The sequence below is a fragment of the Arenimonas sp. MALMAid1274 genome (genome assembly GCF_049195245.1).
Classification (GTDB): Bacteria; Pseudomonadota; Gammaproteobacteria; order Xanthomonadales; family Xanthomonadaceae; genus Arenimonas.
In genome coordinates this window covers 1323135-1339091 of record NZ_JBMIRR010000027.1, presented here as the reverse complement: position 1 = coordinate 1339091, position 15957 = coordinate 1323135, and the positions used below count along the sequence as shown (strand labels likewise).

Here is a 15957-nt window from a genome sequence, read left to right as displayed (position 1 = left end):
GCATGGCACGTGTCCTGGTCCTGGTTTGCCTGGTCGTGGCCCTTTCGGCCTGCGGCTTCCGTCCGCGCGCCTCGCTGGCCCTCGCCACCGAGCTGGGCCCGGTGAAGGTGCAGACCGCCGATCCCTACAGCCCGCTGGGCCAGGGCCTGTCCACCGCGCTGGCGCGCGCCGGCGCGCAGCCGGCGGTCGACGGCCAGCCCGCCTCGGTGCTGCGCGTACTGGGCGAGACCCTGGACACGCGCCCGCTGGTCGTGGACGAGCGCGCCCAGGTGCGCGAGTACGAAACCCGCTACCGCGTGCAGTTCGACCTGCAGGGCGCCGACGGCGCCACGCTGATTCCGCAGCAGGTGGTGGAACTGCGGCGCGAGTTCACCTACGACTCGGTCGCTTCCGTGGGCAGCCCGGCCGAGCAGCAGCTGATCCAGGCCGAACTGCGCCGCGACATGCAGGCCGCCATCCTGCGGCGCGTGGACGCGGTGCTGCGCGCCGACTGATGGAGCTGCGGCCCGATCGCCTGGAGCGCCAGCTGGCCGGCGAGCCGCTGCGCCCGGTCTACCTGGTGGCGGGCGCCGAGCCGCTGCTGGTGCAGGAGGCCGCCGATGCGATCCGCGCCAAGGCCCGGGAAGAAGGCTACGGCGAGCGCGAGGTCTACGACGCCGAGGGCAGCTTCAACTGGAACACCCTGGGCCAGGGCATGGCCTCGCTGAGCCTGTTCGCCAGCCGCCGCCTGTTCGACCTGCGGCTGCCCACCGGCAAGCCCGGCAAGGACGGCAGCGAAGCCCTGCGCGAGTACTGCGACAACCCGCCGCCCGACACCGTGCTGCTGATCACCGCGCAGGACTGGAGCCGCGCGCACGCCGGCAAGTGGAGCGAGGCCATCGCGCGCGTGGGGCATCTGGTGGCCGTATGGCCGCTGAAGCCGCACGAGCTGGGCGACTGGCTCGAGCGCCGCCTGCGAAGCCGCGGCCTCGTGGCCACGCCCGATGCCGTGCAGCGGCTGGCGGACCGCGTGGAAGGCAACCTGCTCGCCGCCGCCCAGGAAGTGGACAAGCTGGCGCTGCTGGTGGGCGCAGCGCGCGGCACGCGCTCCGAGGCCATTGACGCCGCGCAGATGGAAAAACTGGTCGCGGATTCTTCGCGTTTCGATGTGTTCAAGCTCGTGGATGCGGCGCTGGCCGGTGATTCGGTGCGTGCGGTGCGCATGCTGTCCGCACTGCGGGCCGAGGGCGACCAGGTGGCCGGGCTGATGCCCATGGTCGCGCGCGAGGTGCTGGGCCTGTGCAGCCTCTCGCGGGCGGTGGCCGACGGCGGCAACGTGGCGTCGGCCATGCGCGAGGCGCGCATCTGGGACAGCAAGCAGCCGATCTACCGGCGCGCGCTGGAGCGGCATCCGGCCCCGCGCTGGGAAGCCTTCGCCGCCGAATGCGGCCGCATCGACCGCGCCGCCAAGGGCCGCGGCGACGGCGATCCGTGGCTGCTGCTCGAGCGCCTGCTGGTGGCGATCGCCGACGGGCGGGCGCGCAAGCTGCTGGCCTCGTGAGCCGGGTGCTGTACTACGGCGGCACCTTCGACCCGGTGCACGCCGGCCACCTGGCCGTGGCGCAGGCCGCACGCGACGCGCTGCAGGCGCAGGTGCACTTCCTGCCCGCGGCGGATCCGCCGCACCGCGCCGCGCCGGGCGCCAGTGCCGTGCAGCGCGCCGAAATGCTGGACCTGGCGGTGTCCGGACACCCGGGTTTCGAGGTGGACCGGCGTGAATTGCGCCGCAGCACCCCGTCCTGGACCGTGGACACGCTGCACGAGTTGCGCCTCGAACTCGGCCCCGACCACCCGGTGGTCTGGCTGATCGGGGCCGATGCCTTCCGCGGACTGCCGAGCTGGCACCACTGGCGTGACTTGCCCGGCCTGGCCCATTTTGTCGTGGCGGTTCGGCCTGGCCACGACCTTTCGGACCTGCCCGAGGCGCTGCAGCAGGCCTGCGAGGGCCGCTGGACCGGGGACGCGGCTGACCTGTGGACCGCGCCCGCGGGCAGGGTGCTGGTGCTGGAGATGCCGCCCCATCCCGCTTCGGCCACCGAAATCCGCCACCGGCTGCGTGACGGCCAACCGACCGGTGACTGGCTGGCGCCCGGCGTGGCGGCGTTTATCGCCGTTCACGGCCTGTACCGGGCCGGCGCCGGCTAGCGGGCGTATAATCCGGCTCGTCTTTCCCGCCAGAGCGCCACGTTGACCACGCCAACCCACGTCATCAAGACCCAGATGCCCGACCCGGCCCCCTCGCCGGAGGCGATCCTCAAGCAGGTCCACCTGGCGCTGGAGGAGATGAAGGCCAAGGATGCCGTCGAGATCGACGTGCGCGGCAAGACCTCGATCGCCGACTACCTGGTGGTGGTGTCCGGCACCTCCACCCGCCACGTGAAGTCGGTCGCCGACGAAGTGGTCCGCTTCGCCAAGAAGTGCGGCGTGATGCCGCTGGGCGTCGAGGGCGAGCGCGAGGCCGAGTGGGTGCTGGTGGACCTGGGCGACGTCATCGTGCACGTCATGCTGCCCCGTGTGCGCGAGTTCTACGCGCTCGAGCGGCTGTGGACCGTGGGCGACCAGCCGCCGGAAGATGTCGGGCACGCCTGATTTTTTTGCCGCATTTTTTTGCCGCGGATTTTCGCGGATGGCCGCGGATAGGGCCTGGAGCGGTTTTTTGACGCGGATAAGAGCGCATTGACGCGGATAAGGGCGAGAAGAGAAATGGGGCCAGGCCCGGAACGCGCGCGAACGCACCCTTATTTTCAACGCTCTGTCCGCGTTCATGCGCTTTTGTCCGCGTCTGAAATGCCCTCCGTTACGCACACATGAAAGCCCGGCTGATCGCCGTGGGCGAGCGTGCCCCCGACTGGGTGGCGACCGGGTTTGGCGAGTACCAGAAGCGGCTTTCGCACTGGCTGCCGCTGGAACTGGTGGAAGTGGCGCCGGGCGTGCGCGGCAAGGGCCGCGATGCCGCGCGTGCGATGTCGGACGAAGGCGCGCGCGTGCTGGCCGCGGTGCCGCGCGGCGCGCATGTGGTCAGCCTGGATGGCCGCGGGAAGGCCTGGTCGTCCGAACAGCTGGCGCAGCGACTGGAGCACTGGCGACAGCAGGGCAGGGACCTGGCCTTCCTGATCGGCGGTCCGGAAGGACATGCGCCCGAAGTGATCGCGGCCTCGGCCGAAAGCTGGTCGCTGGGGCCGCTGACCCTGCCACACATGCTGGTGCGGCTGGTGCTGGCCGAGCAGCTCTATCGCGCCGCCAGCCTGCTGGCCAACCATCCCTACCATCGCGCCTGAACGACAGCGGGCCGTCGACCCGCCGCGGGTGCCCGACCCCGGCCTCAGCGGCTATGCTTGCCGGATGCTCTATCTAGCCTCGCAATCGCCACGCCGCCGCGAGTTGCTCACCCAGTTGGGGATGCAGTTCGGGCTGCTGGACGTGGACGTTCCCGAACAGCGCCTGCCGGGCGAACCGCCCGAAGCCTATGTCAGCCGCGTGGCGCGCGAAAAGGCCGGCGCCGGCCTGCTGGCGGTGGTCGGCACGCCCGGTGCGGTGGTGCTGGGCGCGGACACCGAGGTCGTGCTTGACGACGTCGTGTTCGGCAAGCCGGCTGACGCGGCCGAGGCGGCCCGCATGCTCGGCCTGCTGTCGGGCCGCACGCACCGCGTGGTGTCCACGGTGTGGCTGGTGGACGCCGGCCGCGAGCTGCATGCCACCAGCCTGACCGACGTGCGCTTCGAGACGCTCACGCCGGCCCGCATCGACGCCTACCTGGCCACCGGCGAATGCTTCGGCAAGGCCGGCGCCTACGCAATCCAAGGCCGCGCCGCGGCCTTCGTCTCGCACCTTTCCGGCAGCCACTCCGGCGTCATGGGCCTGCCGCTGCACGAGACCGCCGAGTTGCTGCGCGGGTTCGGCCTGCTGGAATGAGGCCTTCGCCGCACCACCCGATCGATCCACCCGAGGGAACCCCGTGTCCGAGGAAATCCTGATCAACGTGACGCCGCGCGAGACCCGCGTGGCGGTGGTCGAGAACGGCATGCTGCAGGAACTGCACATCGAGCGCGCTTCGCGCCGGGGCGTGGTCGGCAACATCTACAAGGGCCGCGTGCAGCGGGTGATGCCGGGCATGCAGGCGGCATTCGTGGAAATCGGGCTGGATCGCGCCGCGTTCCTGCACGCCTCCGACATCCTCAAGCTGCCGCTGGCGCAGCCCGTGGAGGGCGAGGAATCCGCGCCCCCCGCGCCCGGCCCCACGCCCACCATCAACTCGCTGGTGCACGAAGGCCAGGAGATCGTGGTGCAGGTGGTCAAGGACCCGATCGGCGGCAAGGGCGCGCGCCTGACCACGCAGATCTCGATTCCTTCGCGCTACCTGGTGTTCCTGCCGCATTCGCGCGTGCTGGGCGTGTCGGCGCGCATCGAGGACGAAACCGAGCGCGCCCGGCTCAAGACCCTGATGGCCACCCTGGCCAACGGCTCGGGCCAGGGCTACATCGTGCGCACCAATGCCGAGGGCCAGCCCGACGAGGCCCTGGCCGAGGACGTGGCCTACCTGCGCCGCGCCTGGGGCGTGATCCAGGCCGCCAGCGCCAGCACCAAGGTCGGCCAGCGCATCTACGAGGACCTGTCGCTGCCGCTGCGCGCCGTGCGCGACCTGATGCGCAAGGAAGTGGACAAGGTGCGGGTGGACTCGCGCGAGGCCTTCGACCGGCTGACCGCGTTCGCGCGCCAGTTCATGCCCGAACTGGCCGAGCGCATCGAGCACTACGCCGGCGAGCGCCCCATCTTCGACCTCTACGGCGTCGAGGACGAGATCCTGCGCGCGATGCAGAAGCAGGTGCCGCTCAAGTCCGGCGGCTACCTGATCATCGACCAGACCGAGGCCATGGCCACGGTGGACGTGAACACCGGCTCCTTCCTGGGCCAGCGCAACCTGGAGGAAACCGTCTACCGCACCAACCTCGAGGCGGCGCAGGCCGTCGCGCGCCAGCTTCGGCTGCGCAACCTGGGCGGCATCATCATCATCGACTTCATCGACATGACCGACGACGAGCACAAGCGCCAGGTGCTGCGCACGCTCGAGAAGGGCCTGTCGCACGACCACGCCCGCACCTCGGTCTACGAGTTCTCGCCGCTGGGCCTCGTGGAAATGACGCGCAAGCGCACCACCGAAAGCCTCGAGCGCCTGCTGTGCGAGCCCTGCCATGAGTGCGGCGGGCGCGGCACGCTCAAGACCGCCGAAACCCTGACCTACGAGATCTTCCGCGAGATCACCCGCGCCGTGCGCCAGTTCGAGGCCTCGCAGCTGCTGGTGATCGCGTCGCCCAAGGTGGTGGGCAAGATCACCGAGGAGGAATCCGCCGCGGTGGCCGAGCTTGAGGAATTCCTGGGCAAGACCATCCGATTCCAGGCCGACGAGCAGTACGCGCAGGAGCAGTACGACGTGGTGCTGCTCTAAGCGGCCATGCCCAGCGCGCTGCGCCGACGGATCCGCCACACGCGCCGCTGGGTCGGGTACGGCCTGCTGGTGGTGCTGATCCTGGCGGCGGTGGCGGTGGGCCTGCTCAACCAGCTGCTGCCGCTGGTGGAGCGCAATCCCGAGAAGGTGGCCAGCTGGCTGTCCGAGCGAGTGGGTGAGCCCGTCAGCTTCCGTCTGGCGCGCGGGGAATGGACGCGCCGCGGCCCCCGCTTCACGCTCGACGATCTGCGCATCGGCGCCGGCGACCGCAGCCTCGACATCGGCCGCGCCGAGCTGCTGGTGGCCGTGTATTCCGGCCTGCTGCCGGGCGAACCGCTGACCGAACTCAAGGTGCGCGACCTGTCGCTGTCGCTGGAGCAGGGCGAGGACCGGCGCTGGCGCATGGTCGGACTGCCGTTCCAGCCCCAGCCGGGCGTGGATCCGCTGGACGTGCTCGAGGCCCTGGGCGAACTGCAGATCGAGCATGCGCGCCTGGCGGTGCGTTCGCCGGCGCTGGAACAGCCGCTGTCGCTGCCGCGGCTGGACCTGCGCCTGCGCGTCAGCGGCGAGCGGCTGCGGGCCGGCGTGCGCGCCTGGGCCACGCCGCGCGGCACCCCGCTGTCGGGCGTGGTCGACCTGGCGCGCGAAGACTGGTCGGGCGAGCTGTGGGCCGGCGGCGACCGGCTGTCGCTGGGCGAATGGTCGCCGCTGCTGGCCGACACCGGTCTGGTGGTGGCGGGCCGCGCCGAGCTGGACCTGTGGGCACGCATCGACAACCAGCGGGTGATGGACGTGCGCACGCGCGCCGCGTTCGCGCCGCTGGCCCTGAGTTCACGCACGCCCTGGCGCCGGCGCGAGGCGGGCGGGCTGCAGTCACCCGCGGTGGCGTTCGAACGCGCCGACGTGCTGGCGCGCTGGCAGGTGGACGACAACGGCTGGCAGCTGCACGCGCCCGAACTTCATTTCCACCAGACCGGCCGCCGCGAACCGCGCAGTTTCGATGGCCTGTGGCTGGCGGGCGGCAAACGCTACGCGCTGCAGGCGCCCCGGATGGATTTCGCGCCCGCGCGTGCGCTGGCTAGCCTGAGCGACGCGCTGCCGCCCGGCCTGCGCGAGTGGCTGCACGAGGCCGCGCCCGACGGCGAGCTGCACGACGTGCGCGTGCAGGGCACCCGCGAGCGCTGGACCGGCACCGCGCGCTTCGATGCGGTGGGCTGGAGTCCCTACGGCGATCGCCCGGGCGTGCAGGGACTGGGCGGCCACGCCGCCTTCGACCAGGACGGCGGCGTGCTGCGCCTGGCCGAGGGGCCGGCGCGCTTCAGCTGGCCGCGCTTCCGGCAGCCGCTGGATTTCCGCCTGGCCGGAAACCTTGCGTGGTGGCGCGACGGCGGACTTTGGACCGTAGGCGCCAGCGGCCTGCGCGTGCGCGGCGAGGACTTTGGTGCGCACGTGCGCGCCGAGCTGCTGTTCCAGGGCGACGGCAGCAAGCCGCGGCTGGACCTGGCGGCCACGGTGGATCCGTCCACGGTGCAGGCGGCCGGCAAGTTCTGGGTGCAGGGCAAGATGCCGCCGGCCACCATCGAATGGCTCGACAATGCGCTGCGCGCGGGCGACGTGGTCGGGGGTCGCGCCGTGCTGGCGGGCGACCTGGACGACTGGCCCTTCCGCGAAGGCCAGGGCCGCTTCGATGCGCGCACCCGCGTGCGCGAGGCGCGCGTTGCCTTCAATCCCGGCTGGCCCGAGGCCGAGGCCCTGGACCTGGACGTGAGCTTCGATGGCCCCGGCATGGCGCTGGAAGGCGAAGGCATGATCCAGGGCAACCGCGTGCGTCGCGTGGCCGGCGGCATCGCCGATTTCCGCGACCCGCGCCTGCGCCTGGACATCGACTCGCCGGCCAATGGCGAGTCGCTGCAGGCGCTGATGCTGGCCAGCCCGCTGCGCGCGAAGTACGAGGAGCACCTGCTCAGCGCGCGCATCCGCGGACCGGCCACCGTTTCGCTGCAGCTGGACCTTCCGCTGGCCGCGCGCCTGGGCGGCCGCCGCATCGAGGGCACGCTCACGCTGCAGGACGCCAACCTGTCCGACCCGCGCTGGCAGATCGACCTGGCCAAGGTCAACGGCACGACGCGCTTCAGTGACCAGGGCTTCGGCACCGAGGATCTGCAGGTCGAGTTCGAGGGCCAGCCCGGCGTGTTCAACCTGGCGGTGGGTGAGCCCTACACCGGCAGCGCGGCGCTTGCCGCACGCGCCCGCCTGGACGGAACTTTCCCGCCGCAGGTGCTGCTGGCACGGCATGAGCCGCTGGCCTGGCTGCGCGAATATCTCAGCGGCAGCAGCGCCTGGCGCGTGGCCGTGGACGTGCCGCAGGCGGTGCCAGGGCAGCCGGCGCCGCCGGCGCGGCTGCAGGTGGAATCCGATCTGGTCGGCACCGTCGTGGGCCTGCCGGCGCCCTTGGGCAAGGCCGCGGGCATCGGCCGGCCGCTGCGCCTGTCCGCGCCGCTGCCGGTGACCGATGGCGAAGTCACGCTGGAATGGGGCAGCCTGCTGCGCCTGCGTGGCCGCATGGGCCGCGACGATGCGATGGCGGCACTGCTGCAGCTCGGGCCGGGTGCGGAGCTGCCGGTGCCAGCCCAGGGTTTGGTGGTGCGCGGCACCGCGGACACGCTCGATGCCGCCGGCTGGATCGGCTTCGCAGCCGGTGGCGATGGCGCCGGCGCGCTGAACGAAGTGGACCTGCGCGTCGCCTCGCTCGACCTGCTGGGCTCACCCTTCACCGACACGCGCCTGCGCCTGCAGCGCGAACCGCAGCGCACGCGCGTGCAGGTGACGGGCGCGGGCATCCTGGGCAACGTCGAGATCCCGCGCGACCTCGCCGCCGGCGTCAAGGGCAGCTTTGATCGCCTGCATTGGCCGGAGAAGCCCGCGCCGGTGCCGGTCGAGGAGCTCGACGCCGTCGCGCGTGCGGCGCGCGACCAGCAGCGCGCCGACGAGGATGCCGGGCGCAGCAACGATCCTGCGGCGGTGCCGGCGCTGCATTTCGCCGTGCAGGACCTGCGCGTGGGCAAACTGGAACTCGGTCGCGCCGAACTCGTGGCCAAGCCGATCGAGGGCGGGCTGCGCATCGAGCGCTTCACCACCGGCACGCCTAGCCTGGAGCTAAAGGCCAGCGGCGACTGGCGCCGCAGCGGCGTGGGCACAAGCCGATCGGATTTCGCAGTCGAATTCCGCGCCAGCAGCCTGGGGCAGTTGCTCGGCGCCTTCGGCCTGGCCGGCATGGTGGAGGACGGCGAAACCCGCGGCCGCCTCGACGGCGGATGGCCCGGTTCGCCCGGCGCCTTCGCGCTCTCGCGCTTCACTGGCCGCATGAAGGCCGACGTCGGCGAAGGCCAGCTGCTGGAACTCGAGCCCGGGGGTGGCGGCCGCGTGCTGGGCCTGATCAGCCTGGCCGAGATCCCGCGCCGGCTGACCCTGGATTTCAGCGACTTCTTCGACAAGGGTTTCGGCTTCAACACCATGAGCGGCGAGTTCGTGTTCGCCGATGGCCGCGCCACCACCGACCTGCTGCGCATCGACGGCCCGGCCGCCGAGATCCGCGTCAGCGGCGCCACCGACCTGCGCAGCCAGCAGTACGACCAGCGCATCGAAGTGCTGCCCAAGACCGGCGGCGTGCTGCCTGCGATCGGCGCGATCGCCGGCGGCCCCGTCGGTGCCGCCGTCGGCGCCGTCGCCCAGGCCGTGCTGCAGAAGCCGCTCAAGCAGGCCGCGCGCACCGTCTACCACGTGACCGGGCCGTGGGCGGATCCGAAGGTGGAAGTGGTGGAGAAGGGGCCGCCGGCGGCGCGCGAGAGCGTGCGGCCGTCAGCGAATTGACTCCGCCCCCCACCGCCCCCACCTGTAACATCATCCACTCACTTCCCGACTGGCCGCCCATGTCCGACACCCTGCAACTCGCGCAATCACGCCTGCTCACGCCCGGTGGCCTGGGCCTGGAGGGCCTGGATGCGGCGTTCGGCCGGCTGATGGGCCCGGGCGTGGACTACGGCGACCTGTATTTCCAGCACAGCCGGCGCGAGAGCTGGAGCCTGGAGGACGGCATCGTCAAGGACGGCTCGCATGCGATCGAGCAGGGCGTGGGCGTGCGTGCGGTCAGCGGCGAGAAGACCGGCTTTGCGTATTCCGACGACATCCGCGCCGACGCGCTGCTCGAATCGGCCTCGGCCGCGCGTGCGATCAGCCGCGGCGGTGCGCAGGCCGACGGTGGCCAGCGCATCGTGGTGCCGGGCCGCGAACTGTACGCGCCGGTGGATCCGGTGGACGGCATGGCCACCGACGCCAAGATCGCCACCCTGCGCGAGGTGGACCAGTGGCTGCGCGCGCGCGACCCGCGCGTGCGCCAGGTCATCGTCAGCCTGTCGGGCGGCGTGGACACCGTGCTGGTGGCGCGCAGCGACGGCGCGATCGCCGCCGACGTGCGGCCGCTGGTTCGCTTCAACGTGCAGGTGATCGTCGAGCAGGACGGGCGTCGCGAGCAGGGCTACTCGGGTGCGGGCGGCCGTTATTCGTACGAAGAACTGTTCTCCGGTGGCCGGCCGCAGGCCGTGGCTGCCGAAGCGCTGCGCCAGGCGCTGGTGAACCTGGAGGCCGTGGACGCGCCCGCCGGCACGCTGCCGGTGGTGCTGGGTCCGGGCTGGCCCGGCGTGCTGCTGCACGAAGCGGTCGGTCATGGGCTGGAGGGCGACTTCAACCGCAAGGGCACCTCGGTGTACGCCGGCCGCATCGGCGAGCGCGTGGCGGCCCCGGGCGTCACCATCGTCGACGACGGTACGCTGCCGGGGCGGCGCGGCTCGCTCAACATCGACGACGAGGGCAGCCCCACCCAGTGCACCACGCTGATCGAGGACGGCATCCTGCGCGGCTACCTGCAGGACACGCTCAATGCACGCCTGATGGGCGTGGCGCCCACCGGCAACGGCCGCCGCGAAAGCTTCGCGCACCTGCCGATGCCGCGCATGACCAACACCTACATGCTGGCCGGCAACTACGATCCCGCCGAAATCATCGCCTCGGTGAAGAAGGGCCTGTACGCGCCCAACTTCGGCGGCGGCCAGGTGGACATCACCAGCGGCAAGTTCGTGTTCTCGGCCACCGAGGCCTACCTGATCGAGGACGGGAAGATCACGCGTCCGGTCAAGGGCGCCACGCTGATCGGCAACGGCCCGGAGGCGATGACGCGCGTGAGCATGGTCGGCCGCGACCTGGCGCTGGACGAGGGCGTGGGCATCTGCGGCAAGGACGGCCAGAGCGTGCCCGTCGGCGTCGGCCAGCCCACCCTCAAGATAGACGCCATGACCATCGGCGGCACCCGTGCTTGACCAAGAAGATTTTTGCCGCGGATTTACGCGGATGAACGCGGATGAAGCAAAGGCAAGTTCGGGATATGGCTGGCCGGCATGAACATGCTCGCCTCACTGGAATGTCTTCGCCCTATCCGCGTTCATCCGCGTAATTCCGTGGCAAAAAAAGTTCTCCCGTCAGGACGCCCCGTCCCCACCCTCATCGGCAGCGATGAGGGTGCGCAGTTCGCGGAAGAGTTCGCGCGAGGCGTGCGGCGGTTTGTTCTTCAGTTTTTCCTGGCCCGCGTTTCGGGCCAGCTGGCGCAGCTGCTGGCGGTCGCCGGCCGGGTATTCCACCAGCAGCTCCGACAGCGCGTCGTCGCCTTCGGCCAGCAGGCGGTCGCGCCAGTATTCGACCCGGTGCAGGGACGCGGCCTCGCGCCGGCGCTCGACCCGGTCGTGGTCCAGCGCGGCGCGGATGGCCTGCAGGGCCTCGTCGTCCTCGCGCCGCATCATCTTGGCCAGGAACTGCACCTGCCGCTTCCGCGCGATTTGGGCGGTGATCTTCTTGGACTGCAGCACCAGGGTGCGCAGGTCCTCGTCCATCGGGATCTGCAGGATGCGCGCGTCGCTCTGCTCGACCAGCTGCAGCGCCAGCTCGAACACGCCCAGCGCCTCGCGGCGCTGCTCGCTGCGGCTGGGGCCGAAGTCCTGGTCTTCCTCGTCGAAATCTTCGCTGTGCATCGTCCACCACCGTTCCGGAGCGAAAGGATACGCCCATGACCCCCCTGACCGCAGCTTCCGATGATTCCCAGGCGCGCCTGCAGCGCCTGTCGGGCCTGGCGCGCGAGGTGCTGCGCCAGTGCGAGGCCCTGGGCGCGACCCAGGCCGAAGTGGCCATGAACGAGGACAGCGGCCTGTCGGTGAACGTGCGCATGGGCGAGGTGGAAACCGTCGAGCGCACCCGCGACCGCGGCGTCGGCGTCACGGTGTACTTCGGCCAGCGCAAGGGCAGCGCCAGCACCGCCGACCTGCAGCCGGCCAGCCTGCAGGCCACCGTGGCCCAGGCCTGCGCGATCGCGCGCCATACCGAGCCCGACCCTGCGGCGGGCCTGGCCGATGCCGCGCGCCTGGCCACGGACCTTCGCGAATTCGACAGCTGGCACCCGTGGCCGCTGGACGCCGACCGCGCGATCGCCCTCGCGCTGGAAGCCGAGGCCGCCGGCCGCGAGGCCGACCCGCGCATCGCCAACTCCGACGGCGCCGGCGCCAACAGCAGCGAAAGCCTGTCGGTGTACGCCAACAGCCACGGCTTCGTCGGCGCCGAGCGCGGCACCCAGCATTCGCTCAGCCTGTCCCTGATCGCCGGCAGCGGCGACGGGATGCAGCGCGACTACTGGTACACCAGCGCACTGTCGCCCGACGACCTGGAGTCGCCCCTGCAGGTCGGGCGCCAGGCCGCCGAACGCACCGTGGCCCGGCTCGATCCCCGGCCGATCCGCACCGGCGACTACCCGGTGCTGTTCGCGCCCGAGATGGCGCGCAGCCTGGTCGGCCACCTGCTGGGCGCGATCTCGGGTGGCGCCCTGTACCGCCGCGCCAGCTTCCTGCTCGACCAGGCCGGCCAGCGCATCCTGCCGCCCTGGTTCTCGATCGTGGAGCGCCCGCACCTGCCGCGCGGTCTGCGCTCGGCGGCGTTCGACGCCGAGGGCGTGGCCACCGTGGACTCGGACCTGGTGCGCGACGGTGTGCTGTGCCGCTACCTGCTGGGCAGCTATTCGGCCCGCAAGCTGGGGCTGGAGAGCACCGGCAACGCCGGCGGCGTGCACAACCTGCAGGTGCAGGCCAATGCGCCGGGCCTGGATGCGCTGGTGCGGGGCATGGGCACCGGCCTTCTCGTCACCGAGCTGATGGGGCAGGGCGCCAATACCGTTACCGGCGACTATTCCCGCGGCGCCTCGGGCTTCTGGGTCCAGGACGGCGAGATCGTGCACCCGGTGGACGAGCTCACCATCGCCGGCCGCATGCAGGACCTGTTCCAGGCCATCGAGGCCGTGGGCGCCGACGTGGACCGCCGGTCCCACGTGGCCGTGGGTTCTATCCTGGTGGGGCGGATGATGGTGGCCGGAGAGGCCTGATTCCCCGTTGCCTTGACACTGTCGTCACAAGGCCGGAAATTAGCGGGATGTCGGCGCCGCGGGCGCCGAATCACGCAGGGGAGCACCAATGAACGAAGTTACGCAGGAACAGAAGACCTGGGGCATGATCGCCCACCTTTCATCGCTGATCGGCTTCATCATCCCGCTCGGCAACATCCTGGCACCGCTGGTGGTCTGGCTGGTGAAGAAGGACACGATGCCGTTCGTGGACGACCAGGGCAAGGAAGCGCTGAACTTCAACATCACGGTCGCCATCGCCGGCATCATCAGCGGCCTGCTCACCCTGATCCTGATCGGTTTCCTGCTGCTGCTGGTCGTGGGCCTGGCCTGGATCGTGCTCACCATCATGGCCGGCATCAAGGCCAACGAGGGCGTGGCCTACCGCTACCCGTTCACCCTCCGCCTGGTGAAGTAATCCCGGCTGGCGCGGTTCTCGGCGCCTGGCAAACGGAGCGGCCTTCGGGCCGCTCTTTTTTTTCGCGCGCGTGGGTTCATGGCGCCGGCGTCGACGCGGAAGCGAGATCAATGCTCGCGACGGACTGCGAATTCGCCCAGCTGCGCCAGGGCGTCCGCACCGGAGGGCAGGCCGGCCAGTGCCGCCGTCATGCGCTCGCGCTGGTGCTGCAGCGCCTGGCGCGCGCCGTCCATGCCCAGCAGGGCAGGGTAGGTGGACTTGTCCTGGGCCTGGTCCTTGCCCGCGGTCTTGCCCAACTGCGCGCTGTCGCCCTCGATGTCGAGCAGGTCGTCGCGGATCTGGAAGGCCAGGCCCAGCGCGCTGGCGTAATCGTCCAGCCGAGCCAGCGTCGCGTTGTCGGCGCCGCCGGCCAGGGCACCCATGCGGACCGACGCGCGGATCAGTGCGCCGGTCTTGAGGGCATGCAGTGCTTCCAGCTGCGCGAGGTCCAGCGATTGGCCGGTGGCCGCCATATCCAGCGCCTGGCCGCCGCACATGCCGGCCATGCCGGTGGCGTCGGCCAGCGTAGCCAGCCAGCCGACCCGCAGCGCGGCCGGCGCATCGGCGTGCGCGAGCAGGCTGAAGGCCAGCGACTGCAGCGCATCGCCCGCCAGGATCGCGGTGGCTTCGTCAAACGCCACGTGCACCGTGGGCTGGCCACGGCGAAGCGCATCGTCGTCCATCGCCGGCAGGTCGTCGTGCACCAGCGAAAACGCATGCACCAGTTCCACCGCCAGCGCGGGGGCGATCAGCAGGGCTTCGTCGGCGCCGGTGGCCTCGCCGGCGGCATGCACCAGCATCGGTCGCAGGCGCTTGCCGCCGCCCAGCACCGCGTGGCGCATGGCTGCATGCAGCGTGCTGTTTCCGAGCGGATGGGCCGGCAGTGCGCGTTCCAGTCCGGTTTCCACGCCCTGGCGCCAGCGCGCCCAGTGCGGCTCACGCAGCATCGGGCTGGAACGGTTGCGCGGTCTCGGGATCGGTGGGATCGGTGAGCAGCCGCACGCGCAGTTCGGCCTGTTCCAGGGCGCCCTGGCATTGACGGTAGAGGCCGACGCCGCGTTCGTACGCGGCCAGCGAATCATCCAAAGACAGGTCGCCCTTTTCCATTTTCTGGACCAGTTGTTCAAGCTCGTCGAGCGAGGTCTCGAACTGGGCGACGGGCGACGGCGGCGTTGCGGGGGTCTTGGCGGCCATGGGTGAAGTTTGCGCGGCGGGTGCCGCCACGGTCAATGGCGGCTGCGATCAGGCGAACGCGGCCGTGAGGCGCAGCCGGGCCTGGTTTTCATCCAGCCATGCGACCAGGGTGGCGGACAGGGCAACGTCGCCCGCGGCCAGCAGTTCGCCATCGGGCGCGAACAGCAGCGGCAGCCGGCGGCGCTGCCAGGGCGGGATGCCCAGGGTCTGCAGCAGGTCGCGCAGTTCGGTGCGGTGCGCGCGTCCCGGCAGGCGGATGCGTTCGCCGCCCTGGCGCGCCTGCACGCGGCAGGGTGCGTCGAAAGGCAGGCCCGGCATCAATGACAGGCTCTCGCCGGTGGGCAGTCCCAGCGGCGCACGGCCGTCCCAGCTGGCCGACCAGTCCTCGGGCAGCGGCGGCAGCGGCGGGCCGGCATGCAGCAGGTCGCGCCAGCGGCGCATCACCGCGCCGCTCCAGTGGTATTCCGGCTGCGCGCTGTCGTCCGCAGCCAGCAGGTCGGTGGCCAGCGTGGCCAGGGCGTGCCCCGGCAGCGGCGGCAGGTCGAGGTTCGTGACCCAGGCGCGCAGCACGCGGTCGCGCCAGGGCGGCGACAGCGCCATCAGCGCCGGCACCGACAGGCAGGCCGGGTCCAGGCCCTGCACCTGCGCCAGCCGCACCTGGTCCTCGTCCGCCAGCAGGTCCGAACGCGTGGCGAGCAGCTGCGCGCTGCGTGCGATTGCGGCGCCGGCCTGCGGCCAGCGTTCGGCCAGCACGGGCAGCACGCGATGGCGCAGGAAGTTGCGGTCATGCCGCGGACTGTCGTTGGACGGATCCTCGATCCAGGCCAGTCCGCGCTGGCGCGCGTAGTCCAGCAGTTCCGAGCGCGGCACGGCCAGCAGCGGCCGCCACAGCCAGCCCTGCCCGAAGGGTCGCAAATCACGCATGCCTTCGACCCCGTCGCCGGAGCCGCGCAGCAGGCGCAGCAGCACCGTTTCCACCTGGTCGTCGCGGTGGTGGGCCAGGGCGACCAGTTCGCCGGGCTGCAGCCATTGGGCGAAAGCCGCGTGGCGCGCGTCGCGGGCGGCGGCCTCGAGTCCCTGGCCGGCTTCCTGCACCTGCACGCGGCGCGAGGCGAAGGGCACGCCCCGCATCGCGCAGGCGAGGCGGCAGTGCTCGGACCACTTCGCGGATTCGGGGTGCAGGCCATGGTCCACGTGCAGCGCGCGCAGTCCCTGCGCACGGATCGCCGGATCAGCGGCCAGCCTGTGCAGCAGCACGGTCGAATCCAGGCCGCCGCTGAAGGCGACGGCCACCGGACCGGGATGGGGCGGTGGCGGCAGGCTCAGGACCATGGC

General features: G+C 71.4%; 15 protein-coding genes. 11 read left to right on the top strand and 4 right to left on the bottom strand.

All coding sequences use genetic code 11. The annotated features are described in order from the left end of the window. The first annotated feature begins 2 nt into the window (after positions 1–2). The 9 genes from lptE to tldD all read left to right on the top strand — a co-directional run bounded on the left by lptE (position 3) and on the right by tldD (position 10854). Positions 3–494 carry an LPS assembly lipoprotein LptE gene (gene lptE, locus ACOQFR_RS14770; RefSeq protein ID WP_421383221.1) on the top strand — a complete coding sequence of 164 codons (492 nt, stop codon included), beginning with the start codon at positions 3–5 and terminating at the stop codon, positions 492–494. Next, complete coding sequence (holA, locus tag ACOQFR_RS14765) at positions 494–1540, top strand: DNA polymerase III subunit delta (RefSeq protein WP_421383219.1); 1047 nt, start codon at positions 494–496, stop codon at positions 1538–1540. Before lptE ends, holA begins: the two co-directional genes overlap by 1 nt. Next, positions 1537–2184 (top strand): nicotinate-nucleotide adenylyltransferase, encoded by a 648-nt coding sequence (nadD, locus tag ACOQFR_RS14760; RefSeq protein WP_421383217.1) that lies wholly within the window; start codon positions 1537–1539, stop codon positions 2182–2184. The genes holA and nadD overlap by 4 nt, the downstream gene beginning before the upstream one ends. Positions 2185–2259: 75 nt before the next feature. After that, complete coding sequence (rsfS, locus tag ACOQFR_RS14755; protein WP_421383316.1) at positions 2260–2628, top strand: ribosome silencing factor; 369 nt, start codon at positions 2260–2262, stop codon at positions 2626–2628. Between the two features lie 218 nt (positions 2629–2846). After that, a complete protein-coding gene (rlmH, locus tag ACOQFR_RS14750) occupies positions 2847–3317 on the top strand; it encodes a 23S rRNA (pseudouridine(1915)-N(3))-methyltransferase RlmH (RefSeq protein WP_421383215.1) in 471 nt (156 codons plus the stop codon). A gap of 64 nt (positions 3318–3381) precedes the next feature. After that, positions 3382–3951 (top strand): Maf family protein, encoded by a 570-nt coding sequence (locus ACOQFR_RS14745; RefSeq protein ID WP_421383213.1) that lies wholly within the window; start codon positions 3382–3384, stop codon positions 3949–3951. Between the two features lie 43 nt (positions 3952–3994). Continuing rightward, on the top strand, positions 3995–5482 hold the full coding sequence (rng, locus tag ACOQFR_RS14740; RefSeq protein WP_421383211.1) for a ribonuclease G: 1488 nt from the start codon (positions 3995–3997) through the stop codon (positions 5480–5482). A 6-nt stretch (positions 5483–5488) separates the two neighbouring features. Beyond that, entirely contained in the window at positions 5489–9352 is a 3864-nt protein-coding gene (locus ACOQFR_RS14735) for a YhdP family protein (protein WP_421383209.1), read from the top strand. A 59-nt stretch (positions 9353–9411) separates the two neighbouring features. Further along, complete coding sequence (tldD, locus tag ACOQFR_RS14730; protein WP_421383207.1) at positions 9412–10854, top strand: metalloprotease TldD; 1443 nt, start codon at positions 9412–9414, stop codon at positions 10852–10854. 159 nt (positions 10855–11013) lie between these two features. Here the strand turns inward: tldD and yjgA are convergent, their stop codons facing one another. Next, positions 11014–11559, bottom strand: a complete 546-nt coding sequence (gene yjgA / locus ACOQFR_RS14725; protein ID WP_421383205.1) for a ribosome biogenesis factor YjgA — start codon at positions 11557–11559, stop codon at positions 11014–11016. 35 nt (positions 11560–11594) lie between these two features. Here yjgA and pmbA point away from each other — a divergent pair, with 35 nt between their 5' ends. Both pmbA and ACOQFR_RS14715 read left to right on the top strand, forming a co-directional pair. Beyond that, positions 11595–12953 (top strand): metalloprotease PmbA, encoded by a 1359-nt coding sequence (gene pmbA, locus ACOQFR_RS14720; protein WP_421383203.1) that lies wholly within the window; start codon positions 11595–11597, stop codon positions 12951–12953. Between the two features lie 88 nt (positions 12954–13041). After that, positions 13042–13389, top strand: a complete 348-nt coding sequence (locus tag ACOQFR_RS14715; protein ID WP_421383201.1) for a DUF4870 domain-containing protein — start codon at positions 13042–13044, stop codon at positions 13387–13389. A gap of 107 nt (positions 13390–13496) precedes the next feature. Here ACOQFR_RS14715 and ACOQFR_RS14710 read toward each other — a convergent pair whose 3' ends face one another. Genes ACOQFR_RS14710 through tilS form a run of 3 tightly spaced genes read right to left on the bottom strand, consistent with a single transcriptional unit; the run spans position 13497 to position 15954 of the window. Continuing rightward, positions 13497–14375, bottom strand: coding sequence for a polyprenyl synthetase family protein (locus ACOQFR_RS14710; protein ID WP_421383199.1), 879 nt, complete (start codon positions 14373–14375; stop codon positions 13497–13499). After that, positions 14365–14622, bottom strand: a complete 258-nt coding sequence (locus ACOQFR_RS14705; protein ID WP_421383197.1) for an exodeoxyribonuclease VII small subunit — start codon at positions 14620–14622, stop codon at positions 14365–14367. The genes ACOQFR_RS14710 and ACOQFR_RS14705 overlap by 11 nt, the downstream gene beginning before the upstream one ends. Positions 14623–14670: 48 nt before the next feature. Then, complete coding sequence (gene tilS / locus ACOQFR_RS14700) at positions 14671–15954, bottom strand: tRNA lysidine(34) synthetase TilS (RefSeq protein WP_421383195.1); 1284 nt, start codon at positions 15952–15954, stop codon at positions 14671–14673. Between the last annotated feature and the right edge of the window lie 3 nt (positions 15955–15957).